This window comes from Spirulina subsalsa CS-330, from assembly GCF_028330765.1.
GTDB lineage: Bacteria > Cyanobacteriota > Cyanobacteriia > Cyanobacteriales > Spirulinaceae > Spirulina > Spirulina subsalsa_A.
Genome location: NZ_JAQMTY010000204.1, coordinates 1 through 15,005 on the forward strand (window position 1 = coordinate 1; position 15,005 = coordinate 15,005).

A 15,005-nucleotide genomic window follows, 5' to 3' on the forward strand; every position below is an offset into this window, starting at 1 on the left:
TCTTGCTCAGGAGTTGGATAGAATCGGTACTTGAATGCTTTTTGTGTCATACTTCACGTTATAGCATCTATTGTGTGAAGATGCAGACTCTAATCCAAAGCCGTCCTAGAAGGACGGGGTTTCTACCCATTTTTCTGATGACCGAAGCCATTCCGTTCTATAGTGCGATCGCCCTTGGGTATCTTCTCCTCACCGTACCGATGATCGCGCTCCTGATGGCGCGTCTCCTCAAAGGCCCCCAACGCCGCCCCCCCGTCGCCCCCTGCCCCGCCCAACCCCACCAAGTGGGAGCCGTCAGCGTCATCGTCCCCACCCTCAACGAAGCCGAACGCATCGGCCCCTGTTTGGCGGGTCTGTCGCGCCAAACCTACGAACTGCGCGAAGTGGTGGTGGTGGATAGCCGCTCCACCGATGGCACGGCGGCTCTGGTCGAAACCCAATCCAAAACTGATCCGCGCTTTCGGGTGATCACCGATGATCCCCTCCCCGCCGCTTGGGTGGGCCGCCCCTGGGCCCTAGATTACGGCTTTCGCCATAGTTCCCCCCGCAGTCCCTGGGTCTTGGGCATTGATGCCGACACCCAACCGCAACCGGGATTAATCGCGGGACTGCTCCAGATTGCCGAAACCGAAGGCTATGATCTGATCTCCTTGTCACCCCAATTCATCCTGCGTGATCCAGGGGAATGGTGGCTGCAACCGGCGCTGCTGATGACGCTGCTCTATCGCTTTGACCCCTCCGGCAGTGATGCGAGCCATCCGGAACGGGTGATGGCCAATGGGCAATGTTTTCTCTGTCGGCGTTCGGTGTTGGCGGCGATGGATGGCTATCAGGTGGCGCGGCGATCCTTTTGTGATGATGTGACCTTGGCGCGGGAGATTGCGAAGCGGGGCTATCGGGTCGGGTTTCTCGATGGGCAACGGGTGATCCGGGTGCGAATGTACGACGGCATGGCGGAAACCTGGCGGGAATGGGGGCGATCGCTCGACCTCAAAGATGCCGCCACGCCGGGCCAAGTTTGGAGTGATTGCTGGTTTTTGCTCGTCACCCAAGGTTTGCCGCTGGTGGTGAGTCTTTTGGCGGGGGTGGCGTGGCTCAGTGGGGTGCAGACGTTACCGATCGCGATCGCCGGGTTTGTCAATGCTGCCTTGGTGGCGATTCGGTGGGCGCTGTTGGGTGCGATCGCCCCCAGTTACGCCGGGAAAAAGCCCCTCTGGTTTTGGCTCTCCCCCCTCGCTGATCTGGCCGCCGTCACCCGAATCATCCTCTCCGCCCAACAACAACCCCAAGTCTGGCGCGGTCGCCAATACGACATCTAAACATTGACACTGCACACCTAAATCGGTGGGTTACGGCGGATTGCTCGATTGCAGTGATGGCAGGAGGTTAAGCCGCCTAATCCACCCTACAATAAAGTACTATTTTAGCTGTGTCATGGTGGTAGGGTGCTGTGAGCGAAGCGTAACGCACCATCCCTTCCCTAACAATTCGCTATCAACGACACTGTTCATTGTGGCGAATACCCATACACTGGCGGAAATGACAACACCTGCAAAAGAAATGTTTAAATTTTGTCAAATAGTTGTTACATTTCGTAAAAATCTGTTATATTGGTAAACAAGAACGCAACACAAACCGGAGGGTAAACCCAATGCGAACCACCCAACTCGACAACGGCATTCTCAATAACCACGCCATCGAGCCGGATGTTTACTGCGCCGCCTACCCCACCGCACACGAACAAGAATCCTACAAAATCCAAGCCGCCTGGGCTGTGTTGTTCCTTGCCTCTTTACTCTTCATGGCAACCACAGTCACCAGCCTCGTCTAGTTTTTCAGTTTTGATCGACGGTTCTCGATTCTCCTCCAAGCTCTCTATTGTTGTGATAGGCAATAGGGAGTTTTTTTGTGCAAGCCTAACATTGAGTTAAGCACTCGGCAGATCGAGCGAGGCTTGAGGGTTGTCGAAGCCCGATCGCGGCCCTAATCGGGGGGAAATCGCTCTAGAATTGATCTCGTGATGGCGACGATTCAACCCCTGCCTGCTGATGTGATTAATATTATTGCTGCCGGAGAGGTGATCGACTCGGTGGCGGCAGTGGTGCGGGAATTGGTGGAAAATGCGATCGATGCGGGGGCGGGACGGATTGCGATCGCCCTCGATCTTGACCAATGGCGGATTCAAGTGGCCGATGATGGCCAGGGGATGGATCGGGACAATCTCCGCTCCTGCGCCCAGCCCCACAGCACGAGCAAGATCCACACCACGGCGGATCTGTGGCGGATTACGAGTTTGGGGTTTCGGGGCGAAGCGTTGCAGAGTATTGCCCAGTTGTCGCAGTTGGAGATTCGCAGTCGGCCCAGTTTGGCGGCGCTGGGGTGGCGAGCGAGCTACGACCAACGGGGAGAGGTGATCGCCATGGAGCCGGACGCGATCGCCCCCGGCACAATCATCACCGTTCATGATCTCTTTGGGCGGATTCCCGTGCGCCGCCACGGGTTACCCGCTGAAAGCCAACAACTCAAAGAAATCCAAACCCTGATCCATCACTTCGCCCTCTGCTATCCCCGCCTGCACTGGCAGATATCCCGTGGCGATCGCCCCTGGTTGAAACTCTTTCCCGGCGAGAGTCCCCAAGACATCCTGCCCCAACTCTTGCCACGAACACAACCGGGAGATTTTGCCCAGTTCACCCAAACCCAACTCCCCGACTATCCCGACGCTCAGATTCAGGTGGTGGTGGGCCTGCCCGATCGCTGTCACCGTCGCCGCGCCGATTGGTTAAAAGTGGCGATCAATGGCCGCTGGGTGCGATCGCCCGCCCTCGAACAGACCCTCCTCGCCAGCATGAGCCGCACCCTCCCCAAACACCGCTACCCCATCGCCTTCCTCCATCTCACCCTCCCCCCCGCCCAAATCGACTGGAACCGCCACCCCGCCAAAACCGAAGTCTACCTGCACCACCTGGATTTTTGGCGCGATCGCGTCCGCGAGAGCATCGACCAAGCCCTGCGCCTCAGTCCCGCCGATCTCACCCCCACCGCCCACAATCAACGCTTAGGAACCGTCTTCAAAGCAGCCGCCAGCGCCGGAACCTACACCCTCGATCGCCAAGTTACCCCCCTCACCGCCATCCCACAGGCCAGCATCCGGATGCCGCTGCGCGTCGTGGCGCAAGTGAATCAGATGTATATTGTCGCCGAGCATGAGCATGGCCTCTGGTTAATTGAGCAGCATATCGCCCATGAGCGAGTCTTGTTTGAGCAATTACAAGCCGCCTGGCAATTGGTGGAGCTTGACCCGCCGCTGATTGTGGCGGGATGGCGCGATCGCCAAGTCGAACAACTCCAGCGCATCGGCATCACCGTCGATGTGTTTGGCGAAAACCTGTGGGCGGTGCGCCACTGTCCCGCCCTCTTGGCCGAGCGCGAAGACTGCATGGATGCCCTGGTGGAATTGAGCCTAGGGGGAGACCTCGAAACGGCCCAAGTAGCAACGGCCTGCCGCAGCGCGATCCGCAACGGCACACCCCTGAGCCTGCCCGCCATGCAAACCCTCGTCGAACAGTGGCAACGCACCCATAACCCCCGCACCTGTCCCCACGGTCGCCCCATCTATCTCGCCCTCGACGAAACCTCCTTATCCCGCTTTTTTCGCCGTCATTGGGTCGTCGGCAAAAGCCACGGCCTTTAGCCTTCAATCGCATTGAATTCAGAGCGATCGGGGTATCTCCTGCAAAGATGTGACGCAAACAACAAAGCCTACGCCTCAAGACTGCTGTTTCGACACACGTTAATCGGTGGGTTACGGTGGATTGCTGAGTTTTGGCGTTTTCAAGCGGAGCAGGTGTAGCTTGGTCACGCCACTGCTGAGTGAGAGGCGAGGGTTTTTAATAAAGCGTCAATGCCGGCCACGGGCACGATCGCACGTCCGAGGGTTTGCGCCACATCTGTGACGGTGAGGTCATCTAGAAAGCGGGTGTCGTCATGTTTGAGCATCACCGCCGGGAGGAGGATGGGGCCGGGTGTGGGGCGATCGCCCAGGCCGGTGATCACGTCTTGGCCGGTGAGGAGTCCCGTCACGGTGATGTCTTGGCCCCAATAGTCGCTGCGGAGGGGGACGAGCTCCACGGTGAGATTCTCCACCTGGTTGAGGCGGGTAACGAGGGGTTGAAACGCCTGTTCGACGGCGTTGCCTACGACCCAGAGCCAGGTTTTTGGGGTAGGAATTTGGGCCGGGAGGAGGCGATCGCACGCCGTTTCAAACTCGCGGATAAACTGCCGAATTGAGCCGACCCCGTTACCGATTTGGGGGTAGTCTTCGTAGTGGGATTCCGGGGGGAGGTCGGTTTGGGCGATCAGAAACCATTCATCGGCGAGCCAAGCGAAGGTGCTGCCGAGGGTCGCTTTAAATTCTACTTGTAGGGCTTGGACTTGGGGGATCACCGTCTCGGCGTGGGCACGGCTGACGGGGGTAAGTTCGTCGGCATCGGGGCGGAAGCGGGTTAAGCCAACGGGGACGACGGCGGCGGAAAGGACGGTGGGGATCTCGCCGCTGTGGAATTGGGCCAGGTCGCGCAGGGTGCGTTCTAATTGTTCGCCGTCGTTGATGCCGGGACAGACGACGACTTGGGCGTGAATTTGGAGGCGGCGCTTTTGAAACCAGCGCAGTTGATCGAGGATTTGACCGGCGCGATCGTTTTTCAGCAGGCGCGATCGCACCTCCGGCGCGGTGGCATGGACGGACACATAAAGCGGCGACAGGCGCATCTGTTCAATGCGCTCCCATTCCCGCGTCGTGAGATTGGTGAGGGTGAGGTAGCTGCCGTAGAGAAAGCTGAGGCGATAGTCATCGTCTTTGTAATAGAGGCTTTCCCGTTTGCCGGGGGGCTGTTGGTCAATGAAACAAAAGGGGCAGCGATTATTACATTGAATCAAGCCATCAAACAGGGCCGTTTCAAACTCTAGGCCCAGGTCATCATCGTAGTCTTTTTCGATTTCGATGGCGTGACGTTTGCCCTGGACATCGAGGACTTCGAGGGCGAGGACTTCATCGGCACAGAGGTATTGATAATCGATCAGGTCGCGGGGTTGAATGCCGTTAATCGAAGCGATCGCATCCCCCACTTCAAAGCCAATCTCCGCCCCAATCGAATCGGGCAGGACGCGACTAATTTTGGCCGGACGCAGGGACGGAACACTCATAACCACTCGCACAAAAAAGCATTTTCCATGATAACGCTCGACTCTCGCTCAGCGCTGCCCAAGTTGATCAAGCAGTGTAACGCATCGAGGACAAGGGTTTTACTGCGGGGAGGCAAGGGGCTTAAGCCCCTTGTTACAAGGGTTTTACTGCGGGGAGGCAAGGGGCTTAAGCCCCTTGTTACTGTTGCGCAAGGCTGGTACTGTGTCTTTAGAAATTCGACGGCTCAAGCGATCGCTTAGGAAATGATCGCATTGAGCAGCACATCCACCAAAGGCATCCCTTCTTCCACATCGGTAATTTTGACAGTATTCACAATGTCGAACTTCGCCCCCGCATTTTCAAGTTGATCATCAAGGGCTTCTAAAAATTGAGTGGCGAGTTTATCTCGACCCACTTGAATTAGGGAAATGCCCAATTCTTCATCGCGGTCAATTTTGCGCGAGGCTTCGATAATCAGCCGCATCACCGATTTGCGATCGTCCGGTTCACCGTCGGTGATCACGATAATGGTTTCACCATTGGGCTGGGTTTGGCCCGCTTCTTTCCGCTCAAAGTAATTCGTCAACGCATCGTAGAGGACAGTCGCAAGGTCAGTCTTGCCCATCGGGTCATGTTCGGCAAAGACTTGAGAGACTTTATCGCTGGTGACGTTGTCGTAGCGTTTAAAGCGTCCGGAAAACAGGTAGACGGTAATGCCATCAGGATCAAGCTCCTCGCATTTCTGGGCCAGGGCCAGGGTCGATTCTTGGACGGCTTGCCAACGACTCTTCCCGCCCGGCTGATCCTGAGTGGACATGCTGCCACTTTTATCGATGATCAGGGTGTAATCCCGCTGTTCAACAATCGAGTTATTCGCCACGGTCGAATCAATCTCCTCGGATGGGTGTGCAAATTTTAAGTGTCCTTAGCCTATCGAATCCTGTGGGCCAGGGGGTCAAAATTCTAGGTTTTGATCAGGATTTCGCCAATTTTGACCCCTTAGGGAGCAAGGCGATCGCGCTGCCACGATCCATCCTCCTGCCGTTGATAGCGGAGGCGATCGTGGAGGCGACTAGGACGACCCTGCCAGAATTCGATCCGGTCGGGGATGACGCGAAAGCCGCCCCAGTGGGGTGGGCGGGGAATGGTGCGATCGCAATATTCAGCCTCTAGTGCCTGTAAGCGGGTTTCGAGGTGGGCGCGATCGCGCACAATCTCACTCTGGGGCGATGCCCAAGCCCCCAACCGCGACCCCATTGGCCGACTGTGGAAATACTCATCCGACTCCGCCCCGCTCACCCGTTCCACCCTCCCCTCAATCCGCACCTGCCGCTCCAACTCCGCCCACCAAAACACCAACGCCGCCCAAGGATGCGCCGCCAAATGCTGCCCCTTCTCGCTTCTGTAATTCGTATAAAACACAAAACTCCCCCCATCAAACCCTTTGAGAAGAACCATTCGCGCCGACGGCCGCCCCTCTGGGGTCACCGTCGTTAAGGTCATCGCATTGGGTTCCGGTAACTCAGCCGCGATCGCCTGGGTAAACCACTGCCGAAACAGAGCAAAGGGATCATCCCCCGCTTCTGATTCCAACAGTCCCCCACGGGTATAGTTCAACCGAAGATCAGCAGCAGAATAATTCGTCATCATGGCTCCTTGTCAATGCTTCAAGGCAACGTTACTCAGTTCAGGCGTATCGTTCAGCGTTGATCTCAATGGGGATCTCAATGGGATTGAGGTGCGATCGCACCTTATAACGAATAGGCCCGATAGGCCCGATAATCAATCTCCGGGAAAATATTATCGATCGCCTCCACCTTTTCCAACCAGCCCGCATCCACCTGTTCCTTTTGCAGATCCTCATAGAGCTTCGTAAAGCGCATCAAATGCGACTTCGTGCGCCGCTCCGCATAGGGAACCATCGTCCCCGTCCGCATAATAAACGCCCAATCCGACGACTGCGCCAACAACAGTTCCCGCGCCGCCTGGTTTAACGCCCGTTCCTGTAACTCATCGGCCGGTTCGCGTCCCCCCAGTTCAATCATCCGCTCCGCTGCCTTGTGCAAATGGGGATAAATCCAGGCATTAGTTTGGTTGAGCCAAAACTCATGGAAGCCTTGAAAGCCCCAACTTGACTGGGCCGGACGGCACACCTGTTGATGGGGTTCCTTTTGTAAATAGTCCGATAAATGGGTCAGAGCATAGGTGGACTGATCAAACCAACTCTTCCGGAAGAGATAGTCTAAAAACCACGGCCCCTCATACCACCAATGGCCGAACAACTCCGCATCATAGGGCGACATCACCAAGGGCGATCGCTGCATAATCCCCTCCAGATGTTGAATCTGATTCACCCGGTTAAACATAAAATTCCCCGCGTGCTCCGCCGCCTTTTCCTTCGCCCAATAGGGGTCATACAGCGCCTTCTCACTCAGCCCCGCCCCCCGGTGCGTAATCTTGTGATACTTAATCCCCACATTCTTGCGCTGGCCATTGGGCATCACATAGGGCTTAATGTACTCATATTCCGCCTCCCAGCCAATATCTTTATAAAACTCCCGATATTCTGGATCACCCGGATAGCCCACCTCCGACGACCACACCTGTTGCGACGACTCCTGATCGCGCCCAAACACCGCCACCCCCGTCTCCGTAAAAATCGGCGCATAGGTTCCAAACCGGGGCCGGGGTCGCGCATAGATTACCCCATGGCCATCAGTGAGGAAATAGCGCAGCCCCGCATCCGCCAACAGTCGCTCCACCCCATTGTAATAGGCACATTCAGGCAACCACATCCCATTCGGGGGACGGCCAAACGTCGCCTCATAGTGATCACACGCCACCTTAATCTGTGCCCACACCGCTTGGGGGTACATTTTCATCAACGGGAAATACCCATGGGTCGCCCCACAGGTAATGATGTCTAGATTGCCACTGTCGAGAAACCCCTTAAACGCGGTGACAAGATCCCCTTGATACGCATCCCAAGTACGCCGCACCGTAGCAAATTCTTCCACATAATGTTCAGCGAGATAGCGGAGATGACCATTATGGCGGTTGCGGTCTACTTCTTTTTCCGCGAGTTCTTGCAGTAGTTCGAGGTGATCGATGTAGCGATCTTGTAAGAGGGGATCTTGCAACATCGACACCAGCGGCGGTGTCAGGCTCATGGTCATTTTGAAGTCCACACCATCCCGCTTCAGCCCAGAGAACATATTGAGCAACGGAATATAGGTTTCGGTAATGGCTTCAAAGAGCCATTCCTCTTCAAGGACATAATCGCTCTCTGGATGGCGAACAAAGGGTAGATGGGCGTGGAGAACGAGGGCAAGATAGCCGAGAGCCATGGGCGTTTTGGGGAGGGTGGATCAGGAGAGGTGGCGCGAAAAGACTAGGGATGCAACCCCTTGTGCGGAGGGTGAAAGCGGAGGGGGTTGCCGTCTTATCCCAGCCTTGACGCTGCCTCTCAAATTCTAGGATGAAACGGAGACTCACACCAAAACTCCTCGATTCAGGCCGATGAATTGTGACTAAAACCCCTGGGTTACCCGCCTCGCCCTTCGAGGACAACGCTCGACAGACTATCGAAGCCGTCAGGATTGGGCAAACCCACGATGCTATACGGACAGGGAAAGAGGGTCAGACCTCGGTTAGGGCGGCTCTTGATGGACTGTCTGCCCATCGGGCCGTTAGCCCTAGGGCTAGCTAGACGGGGAATCCCCATGCCTTTAGGCTGGGAATGATGTCAAGATGGAGATTTAAGATAAACTTAATCAATCAAGCTTGACAATTTCAATACATTCACCGCTATTTATCAATCCACAACATTATTGCTGTGCGATCCTCCAATTTTGAACCCACACATCATTCTGCTGTATCAACAGGAGCAACGAAGCAATTACAGCTACTCCTGTTTGTGGATGAACGAATATCGACCCAAAACCACGCTCAACAGATTCAGTCCTATCTAGAGGAGTTGAAGCAGCGGGATGCTTTTGATTTGGAAATCCTCGAAATTAGTGAAAATCCGGACTTAGCGGAGCATTTTCGGCTGGTGGCCACACCGTCGCTGGTGAAAATTTACCCGTCGCCGCGTCAGGTGCTGGCGGGGGGGGATGTGGTGGCGCAGTTACAGCATCGGTGGCATCAGTGGCAGCAGGATCTCGAAGAGCAGAATAATGCGGAGGGGCTGGCGGATCGGAAGTCTGAGGACGATCGCTACTCGGTGGCGCAGATTCGGGCGGCGGAGGAACTGTTTCGGCTGAAGCGGGAAAATAATGAACTCCGGGAACAATTGCAGTTTAAGGATCAAGTGTTGGGGATGCTGGCCCATGATCTGCGGAGTCCGTTAACGGCGGCGTTGATCGCGGTGGAAACGCTGGAGATTACCCATAACCAAGAGTCAACGGAGCAGGTGACCAAGCTCCAAAAGCAGCTTTATCAACATGCGCGCACGCAGTTCCGGGTGATGAACCGGATGATTAATGATATTTTGCAGGCGGCTCAGGGTAAAAATAGTGGGCTTCAGATCCAGTTGCATAATCTGCCGTTGCAACCGCTGTGTGAGGAGGTTTTAGATGAGATGCAGGGGAGTTTGGAGGAGAAGTCGTTGACGTTGGTGCGGGATATTCCGAAGGATGTGCCGCCGGTCTATGCGGATGGGGAGTTAATTCGTCAGGTGCTGATGAATTTGCTGGATAATGCGATTAAATATACGCCGCCCCAGGGCACGATTACGGTGTCGATTTTGCACCGGACGGCGCAGAAGGTGCAGGTGAGTGTGGCGGATACGGGGCTGGGGATTCCGGTGGAGAAGCGCGATCGCATTTTTGACGGTCATTTTCGCCTCAAGCGGGATGAAGCCCAGGAGGGGTTTGGGATTGGCCTATCACTTTGTCGGAAGGTGATTCAGGCTCACTACGGCCAAATTTGGGTGGATAGTGTGCCGCCGGAGGGGAGTTGTTTTCAGTTCACGTTGCCGGTCTATCGCTAGGGGATTGCGATCGCCCTTGGTGCAGCGTTGGACGGGGCGCGATCGGGCAGATGTGGGGGCAATCAATGGGAGTTTGACACAATAGCTTCATCCCACTTCAGCACAATCGTGGTCATTGTGATTTTCCCGCCGTGATTGAGCCGGCTTGTTGCGTTGGGTGGGATTAATCCGTCACCGTTGAAACCTGTCTAGCGCTAAAGGTTCAGCCCTATTCGCGAATCTCAGATTTCATCCGTTCCAAGGTTTTATGCATCTGCTCAAACATTTGTTGGGGCGTGATGCCAAATTGGCCAAGCTGGGTTTTGAGTTGTTGAACCGTCATTTGTGCCATGAAGTCGTCCGACAGTTCAAACCGTTTCATGAAAATGTGGTAGCGTTCCATCAACGCTTCCATATTTTCAATAAACATCTTTTTTCCTTCGCGGTCAAACTTACCGTAGTCGCCGCCGAGGTTCATCATCGATTGATAGTCTTCAAACAGTTGTTTGGCTTCTTGTTGAACAACTTCAGATTCAAAAAATCCCATAATCTCCTTGGGGTGCTAAGGGCTGTGTGTGGGGCGTTGCGGAACGCAACTGCCTATTTATTGTAGGGTAGAGAAAACAGTGGGAACAATTCGGTTTCCCGTATTGAAAGAGAGTCCGGCATGGCATTGAGGTCAAGATGGACAGAAGCACGCTAACACAGTTCTGGCAACAGCCTCGGAGTCCCAAAATTGCGGTGTTGCTGGCGTTGGTGGGGGTTGTGCCGGGGGTTCCGTTGGCGGGGCTGCATAAGTTTTATTTGCGTCAGCCGCTGTGGGGGGTGGTGTATTTGTCGCTGTTTTGGCTGCCGATTCCCCATGTGGCGAGTGGGATTGAGGCGATTTGGTATTTGTTGAGTGAGCCGGATGGGTTTGATCAGCGGTTTAATGATGGGCTGGGGCGGGTGCGTGAGGGGGGGGCGGCGACGCAGCTTGATCCGGAGCGGATGAATGCGATCGCTGCTGCCCTACGTGACCTCGAACAACTGCGCCAAGAGGGGTTAATTTCGGAATTGGAGTTTGAACAAAAACGCCGCCAATTAATCGATGCCCCCTAAAACAGCCCAGAGGATGATCAGGCTATGATCTAGAGGATTCCCGTGGCTAGGGAGCTACGGCTAATACACAACCGTTCTCGAACCTGTACCTCCGCTCAATCCCTCCTAACCCCCCTTGGTCAGGCGGAAACTACCCTGATTTTTAAGGGGAATTGAGGGGGGATAAAATCCAGGCTAGACCAACATTTGAATGGTATGGATGAGCGGTAGTGGCGGGGAAGTTAGTCATGCTCCCGATCCGGAAAAACCCGATCAGCGAATTTCCCTAGCAGAGTTTCAGGAGGTGGTGATGGCAGCATGGTGGTCTCAGGTACAGCAGTGGCAACAGGTGTTAAACCCCCAACAGCGACAATTGCGGCAACGACTGGAGCGCAACCCCTATGCCCGGTTCCAGTCAGCGGCGGAAGTGGCGATCGCTGCCCAGTGGGGCATCCACATCGACGTGAACACCGCCACCGTAGACGATTGGCTCCGTCTGCCGGGGATCTCCATTCACCAAGCCCGTACCGTGGTGGCGTTGGCTCAAAATGGGGTGCAATTTCTCTGTTTGGAAGATCTCGCCGCAGCGTTGACCCTGCCGGTGCAGCGTTTAACCCCCCTCGCACCGATTTTGCAATTCGTCTATCGTGATCCCGATAGTCTCGTCGCTCCCGCTCGCCTCAACCCCAACACGGCCACCCTGGCGCAACTGTGCCAAATTCCCGGCCTCAGCCCCGATCTCGCCCAAGCGTGGGTGAGCGATCGCACGCACCACGGCCCCTATCACACCCTCGCCGATCTGCAAAATCGACTGCAACTCTCTCCCGAAGCGATCGCGCAATTGATGTATTATCTCGCGTTCTAACTCACGCCTGAAATGCCGCGAACTTTTAAAGTTCTGATAAGATTCCTTTAACCTACCATTCTCTTTATTCCCCCTACTGCTCTATGCCTTGGTCTCGTATCATGAGTGCGATCGTTGCAATTATTGTGGCTCTGGCCTCAATCGTTGCAGGAGGCTGGTATTTCACGGTCGGCTTCATGGTGATTGTGTTCTTGGGTCAACGCGAATATTTCAACCTCGTTCGAGCCAAAGGCATTGAACCCGCTGTCAAAACGACCCTGATCCTCTCGCAACTGCTGATCCTCACCGCCATCCTAGCCCCCTCCCTCACCGACGCGCTCCCCCCCATCACCGGGATTCTGATCTGTTGTTATCTCCTGTTTCAGCCCAAAATTGCCACGATCGCAGACATGTCCACCTCCATCCTGGGCCTGTTCTATGGCGGTTGGCTCCCCACCTACTGGATTCGGCTCCGAGTCAACCTCGACTTTCCCGCCGGTATCCTAATCGCCTCCGATCCCATCCATCCCCCCATCCTCCAGTTGCAAAACTCCGCCACCTGGTGGGATGAACTCGCCCACCCCGATCGCCTGTCCCCCGCCCTCAGCATCACAATTCTCGCCTTCTTCTGCATTTGGGCGGCCGATATTGGCGCGTATCTGATCGGCAAATTTTTCGGGCGGACGCGCCTCACCTTAATCAGTCCCAAAAAAACCGTAGAAGGGGCAGTATTCGGGATTTTTGGCAGTACGATGATGGGACTGACCGGAGCCTATGTATTGCATTGGCACAGTTGGATGATTACAGGGGCAATTCTGGGGTTGCTGATTGGTTTTGTCAGCTTGGCCGGTGATTTAACAGAATCGTTGATGAAGCGCGATGCTGGCCTGAAGGATTCCGGCCACCTCATCCCCGGCCATGGGGGAATTCTCGATCGCACCGATAGCTATATTTTTACCGCCCCCCTGGTCTACTATTTCGTCACCCTATTTTTACCCCTCTTCCCCTACTAATCCCCAGTCCGGATGGATAACCCCAAAATGGTCAATTCAAGGGCAGCAGTAGTGTGAGCCTCTGGCTCACTCGCATCTAACGAAACATCAGGATTGCGTTCTATTCCCAGGGGGTAGGGAGGTGAAGGAGGGCGGACTGTGGCATGGTAGGAAACGTTGCGTTGGTGTGAAAGCTGCGATGTCGGTTTCTGTGCCTGTTTGGTTCCAATCGCTCACGATCCCCGCCCTCGCCTTGGGGGGAGGGCTGCTCATGGGCTGCACTCCTGCGCCGGTCAGTGCGCCGCCTTTGGCCTGGGTGGCGATCGCGGTTCTCTGGGTGACGGTGGTGCAGGCCCCATCCCGTGGGCAGCGGCTGTTACGGGCGATCGCCTGGGGGATCGGGTTCCATGGGGTGGCGTTGTTTTGGATTACGGGGGTGCATCCGATGACTTGGATGGGCGTGCCCTGGTTGGCGAGTTTAGTGATCGCGCTGCTCTGTTGGGTTTTAATCACCGCTTGGGGCGTGGCTTTGGTGGTGGTCTGGGCTTTGCTTCTCGGTTGTGTTTCCCCTGTCCACCCCCTGCGCCATCTCCTCTTTGGGGTTGCCCTCTGGTGCGGTTTGGAAGGTCTGTGGCAACTGGGGCCGCTCTGGTGGTCGTCGATCGCCTATAGCCAAAGTCCGGGGAATCTCTGGCTGCTGCATTGGGGGCAAATTTCCGGCCCCACCACGATCACCGCGCTGCTGATGGCGGTTAATGGTGGCTGGGCGTTGGCCTATCTGAAACGGCGACAGTGGCGACGCTATGCCAGTGGTGCGATCGCGCTGCTCCTCCTGGCTCATCTCGGCGGTTTTTATCTCGCCACCCGTCCCCTACAGGATCAACCCGCCCAAGGCTTCGAGGTGGGGATTATTCAAGGTAATGTCCCCAACGAAATTAAGCTCTATCCGGAGGGCTGGGCCAAAGCGATCGCCGGCTACACCCAAGGCTACACCACCCTCGCCCGTCAAGGGGTTGACGTGATCCTCACCCCCGAAACCGCCCTGCCTTTCGCCTGGGAGGATCTTGTTCAAAACCATCACCCCTTTTACCAAGCCGTGAGGCGCGAAGGCACACCCGTTTGGCTCGGAGCCTTTGGCAGCCAAGGACGCAGCGACACCAACAGCCTTTTCACCCTCACCGGCACGGGCCAACTCTACAGCCGCTACGACAAAGTGAAACTCGTGCCCCTCGGTGAATATATCCCCGCCCAAGCCCTCCTCGGTCGCGTCCTTCAACGCCTGTCCCCCCTTGATGCCCACCTGGCCGCCGGTTCCCCCCGGCAAGTGTTTAAAACCCCTTGGGGGCGGGCGATCGTGGGGATTTGCTATGAATCGGCGTTTGCGCGGCATTTTCAACGCCAAGCCGCCGCCGGGGGGGAATTCATCCTCACCGCCTCGAACAATGCCCATTACAGCGAGGTGATGCCCGCCCAACACCATGCCCTGGATGTGATGCGAGCGGTGGAGTTGTCGCGCTGGGCGGTACGGGCGACGAATACCGGCTATTCTGCGATCGTCACGCCCCACGGCCAAACGGAATGGATTTCGGAGATCAATACCTATGCCCTGCATCGTGCGATGGTGTATCGGCGATCGGGGCAGACGCTTTACGGGCGTTGGGGGGATTGGTTGGGGTTGGGTTTGGGGGCGATCGCGCTCCTCTTCCTCATCCTGCGGCTTAACCCGTCCCTGCGTCATCATGCTCGATGACAGCGCGATCGTTGCCCTCACCCGAAATCCCTCTCCCGCTTTGGGCTACTGCTTATACACAAACTGCTCTTAACGATGTTCACCTTCTCTCGATCCCCCCTAGCCCCCCTTAAAAAGGGGGGAACGAAAAAAAGTCCCCCTTTTTAAGGGGGATTTAGGGGGATCAAACGCAGACGAGGCCA

Annotated in this window: 14 protein-coding genes; 8 read left to right on the plus strand and 6 right to left on the minus strand. The window is 56.0% G+C overall.

The window, feature by feature from the left end:
- Positions 1–50 (minus strand): helix-turn-helix domain-containing protein (locus PN477_RS20910; protein ID WP_417158713.1); only part of this gene is annotated, 50 nt, incomplete at its 3' end.
- Positions 51–137: 87 nt separating this feature from the next.
- Between PN477_RS20910 and cruG the strand changes: the two genes are divergently transcribed.
- The 3 genes from cruG to mutL all read left to right on the plus strand — a co-directional run bounded on the left by cruG (position 138) and on the right by mutL (position 3,694).
- On the plus strand, positions 138–1,319 hold the full coding sequence (gene cruG / locus PN477_RS14180; RefSeq protein WP_272118533.1) for a 2'-O-glycosyltransferase CruG: 1,182 nt from the start codon (positions 138–140) through the stop codon (positions 1,317–1,319).
- Positions 1,320–1,651: 332 nt separating this feature from the next.
- Positions 1,652–1,831 carry a photosystem II assembly protein Psb34 gene (gene psb34, locus PN477_RS14185; RefSeq protein WP_272118535.1) on the plus strand — a complete coding sequence of 60 codons (180 nt, stop codon included), beginning with the start codon at positions 1,652–1,654 and terminating at the stop codon, positions 1,829–1,831.
- 189 nt (positions 1,832–2,020) lie between these two features.
- Entirely contained in the window at positions 2,021–3,694 is a 1,674-nt protein-coding gene (mutL, locus tag PN477_RS14190) for a DNA mismatch repair endonuclease MutL (RefSeq protein WP_272118537.1), read from the plus strand.
- A 164-nt stretch (positions 3,695–3,858) separates the two neighbouring features.
- On the opposite strand, the gene PN477_RS14195 is transcribed toward mutL, so the two are convergent.
- From PN477_RS14195 to PN477_RS14210, 4 genes are all read right to left on the minus strand, one after another.
- The gene (locus PN477_RS14195) at positions 3,859–5,205 is read right to left on the minus strand and encodes a TIGR03279 family radical SAM protein (protein WP_272118540.1); all 1,347 of its coding nucleotides are present in this window, start codon (positions 5,203–5,205) and stop codon (positions 3,859–3,861) included.
- Positions 5,206–5,441: 236 nt separating this feature from the next.
- Entirely contained in the window at positions 5,442–6,050 is a 609-nt protein-coding gene (locus PN477_RS14200) for a vWA domain-containing protein (RefSeq protein WP_417158824.1), read from the minus strand.
- 134 nt (positions 6,051–6,184) lie between these two features.
- A complete protein-coding gene (gene pdxH / locus PN477_RS14205) occupies positions 6,185–6,832 on the minus strand; it encodes a pyridoxamine 5'-phosphate oxidase (RefSeq protein ID WP_417158825.1) in 648 nt (215 codons plus the stop codon).
- Between the two features lie 104 nt (positions 6,833–6,936).
- Positions 6,937–8,532, minus strand: a complete 1,596-nt coding sequence (locus PN477_RS14210) for a glycoside hydrolase family 57 protein (RefSeq protein ID WP_272118545.1) — start codon at positions 8,530–8,532, stop codon at positions 6,937–6,939.
- Positions 8,533–9,020: 488 nt separating this feature from the next.
- On the opposite strand from PN477_RS14210, the gene PN477_RS14215 reads away from it, so the two are divergent.
- Positions 9,021–10,178: a histidine kinase gene (locus PN477_RS14215; RefSeq protein WP_272118547.1), complete on the plus strand. Its 1,158-nt coding sequence runs from the start codon at positions 9,021–9,023 to the stop codon at positions 10,176–10,178.
- Positions 10,179–10,386: 208 nt separating this feature from the next.
- Here the strand turns inward: PN477_RS14215 and PN477_RS14220 are convergent, their stop codons facing one another.
- Positions 10,387–10,704, minus strand: a complete 318-nt coding sequence (locus PN477_RS14220; RefSeq protein ID WP_272118549.1) for a DUF1825 family protein — start codon at positions 10,702–10,704, stop codon at positions 10,387–10,389.
- 137 nt (positions 10,705–10,841) lie between these two features.
- Between PN477_RS14220 and PN477_RS14225 the strand changes: the two genes are divergently transcribed.
- From PN477_RS14225 to lnt, 4 genes are all read left to right on the plus strand, one after another.
- On the plus strand, positions 10,842–11,258 hold the full coding sequence (locus PN477_RS14225) for an NINE protein (RefSeq protein WP_272118551.1): 417 nt from the start codon (positions 10,842–10,844) through the stop codon (positions 11,256–11,258).
- A 199-nt stretch (positions 11,259–11,457) separates the two neighbouring features.
- A complete protein-coding gene (locus PN477_RS14230) occupies positions 11,458–12,102 on the plus strand; it encodes a ComEA family DNA-binding protein (RefSeq protein WP_272118553.1) in 645 nt (214 codons plus the stop codon).
- Positions 12,103–12,185: 83 nt separating this feature from the next.
- Positions 12,186–13,094 (plus strand): phosphatidate cytidylyltransferase, encoded by a 909-nt coding sequence (locus PN477_RS14235; protein ID WP_272118555.1) that lies wholly within the window; start codon positions 12,186–12,188, stop codon positions 13,092–13,094.
- Between the two features lie 178 nt (positions 13,095–13,272).
- Positions 13,273–14,823, plus strand: a complete 1,551-nt coding sequence (lnt, locus tag PN477_RS14240; protein WP_272118557.1) for an apolipoprotein N-acyltransferase — start codon at positions 13,273–13,275, stop codon at positions 14,821–14,823.
- Positions 14,824–15,005 lie beyond the last annotated feature (182 nt).

Excerpts from the sequence above, each read along its gene's own strand:
- cruG (WP_272118533.1), top strand. The coding sequence starts at position 138 with ATGACCGAAGCCATTCCGTTCTATAGTGCGATCGCCCTTGGGTATCTT.
- psb34 (WP_272118535.1), top strand. The coding sequence starts at position 1,652 with ATGCGAACCACCCAACTCGACAACGGCATTCTCAATAACCACGCCATC.
- mutL (WP_272118537.1), top strand. The coding sequence starts at position 2,021 with ATGGCGACGATTCAACCCCTGCCTGCTGATGTGATTAATATTATTGCT.
- PN477_RS14195 (WP_272118540.1), bottom strand. The coding sequence starts at position 5,205 with ATGAGTGTTCCGTCCCTGCGTCCGGCCAAAATTAGTCGCGTCCTGCCC.
- pdxH (WP_417158825.1), bottom strand. The coding sequence starts at position 6,832 with ATGACGAATTATTCTGCTGCTGATCTTCGGTTGAACTATACCCGTGGG.
- PN477_RS14210 (WP_272118545.1), bottom strand. The coding sequence starts at position 8,532 with ATGGCTCTCGGCTATCTTGCCCTCGTTCTCCACGCCCATCTACCCTTT.
- PN477_RS14220 (WP_272118549.1), bottom strand. The coding sequence starts at position 10,704 with ATGGGATTTTTTGAATCTGAAGTTGTTCAACAAGAAGCCAAACAACTG.
- PN477_RS14225 (WP_272118551.1), top strand. The coding sequence starts at position 10,842 with ATGGACAGAAGCACGCTAACACAGTTCTGGCAACAGCCTCGGAGTCCC.
- PN477_RS14230 (WP_272118553.1), top strand. The coding sequence starts at position 11,458 with ATGAGCGGTAGTGGCGGGGAAGTTAGTCATGCTCCCGATCCGGAAAAA.
- PN477_RS14235 (WP_272118555.1), top strand. The coding sequence starts at position 12,186 with ATGCCTTGGTCTCGTATCATGAGTGCGATCGTTGCAATTATTGTGGCT.
- lnt (WP_272118557.1), top strand. The coding sequence starts at position 13,273 with ATGTCGGTTTCTGTGCCTGTTTGGTTCCAATCGCTCACGATCCCCGCC.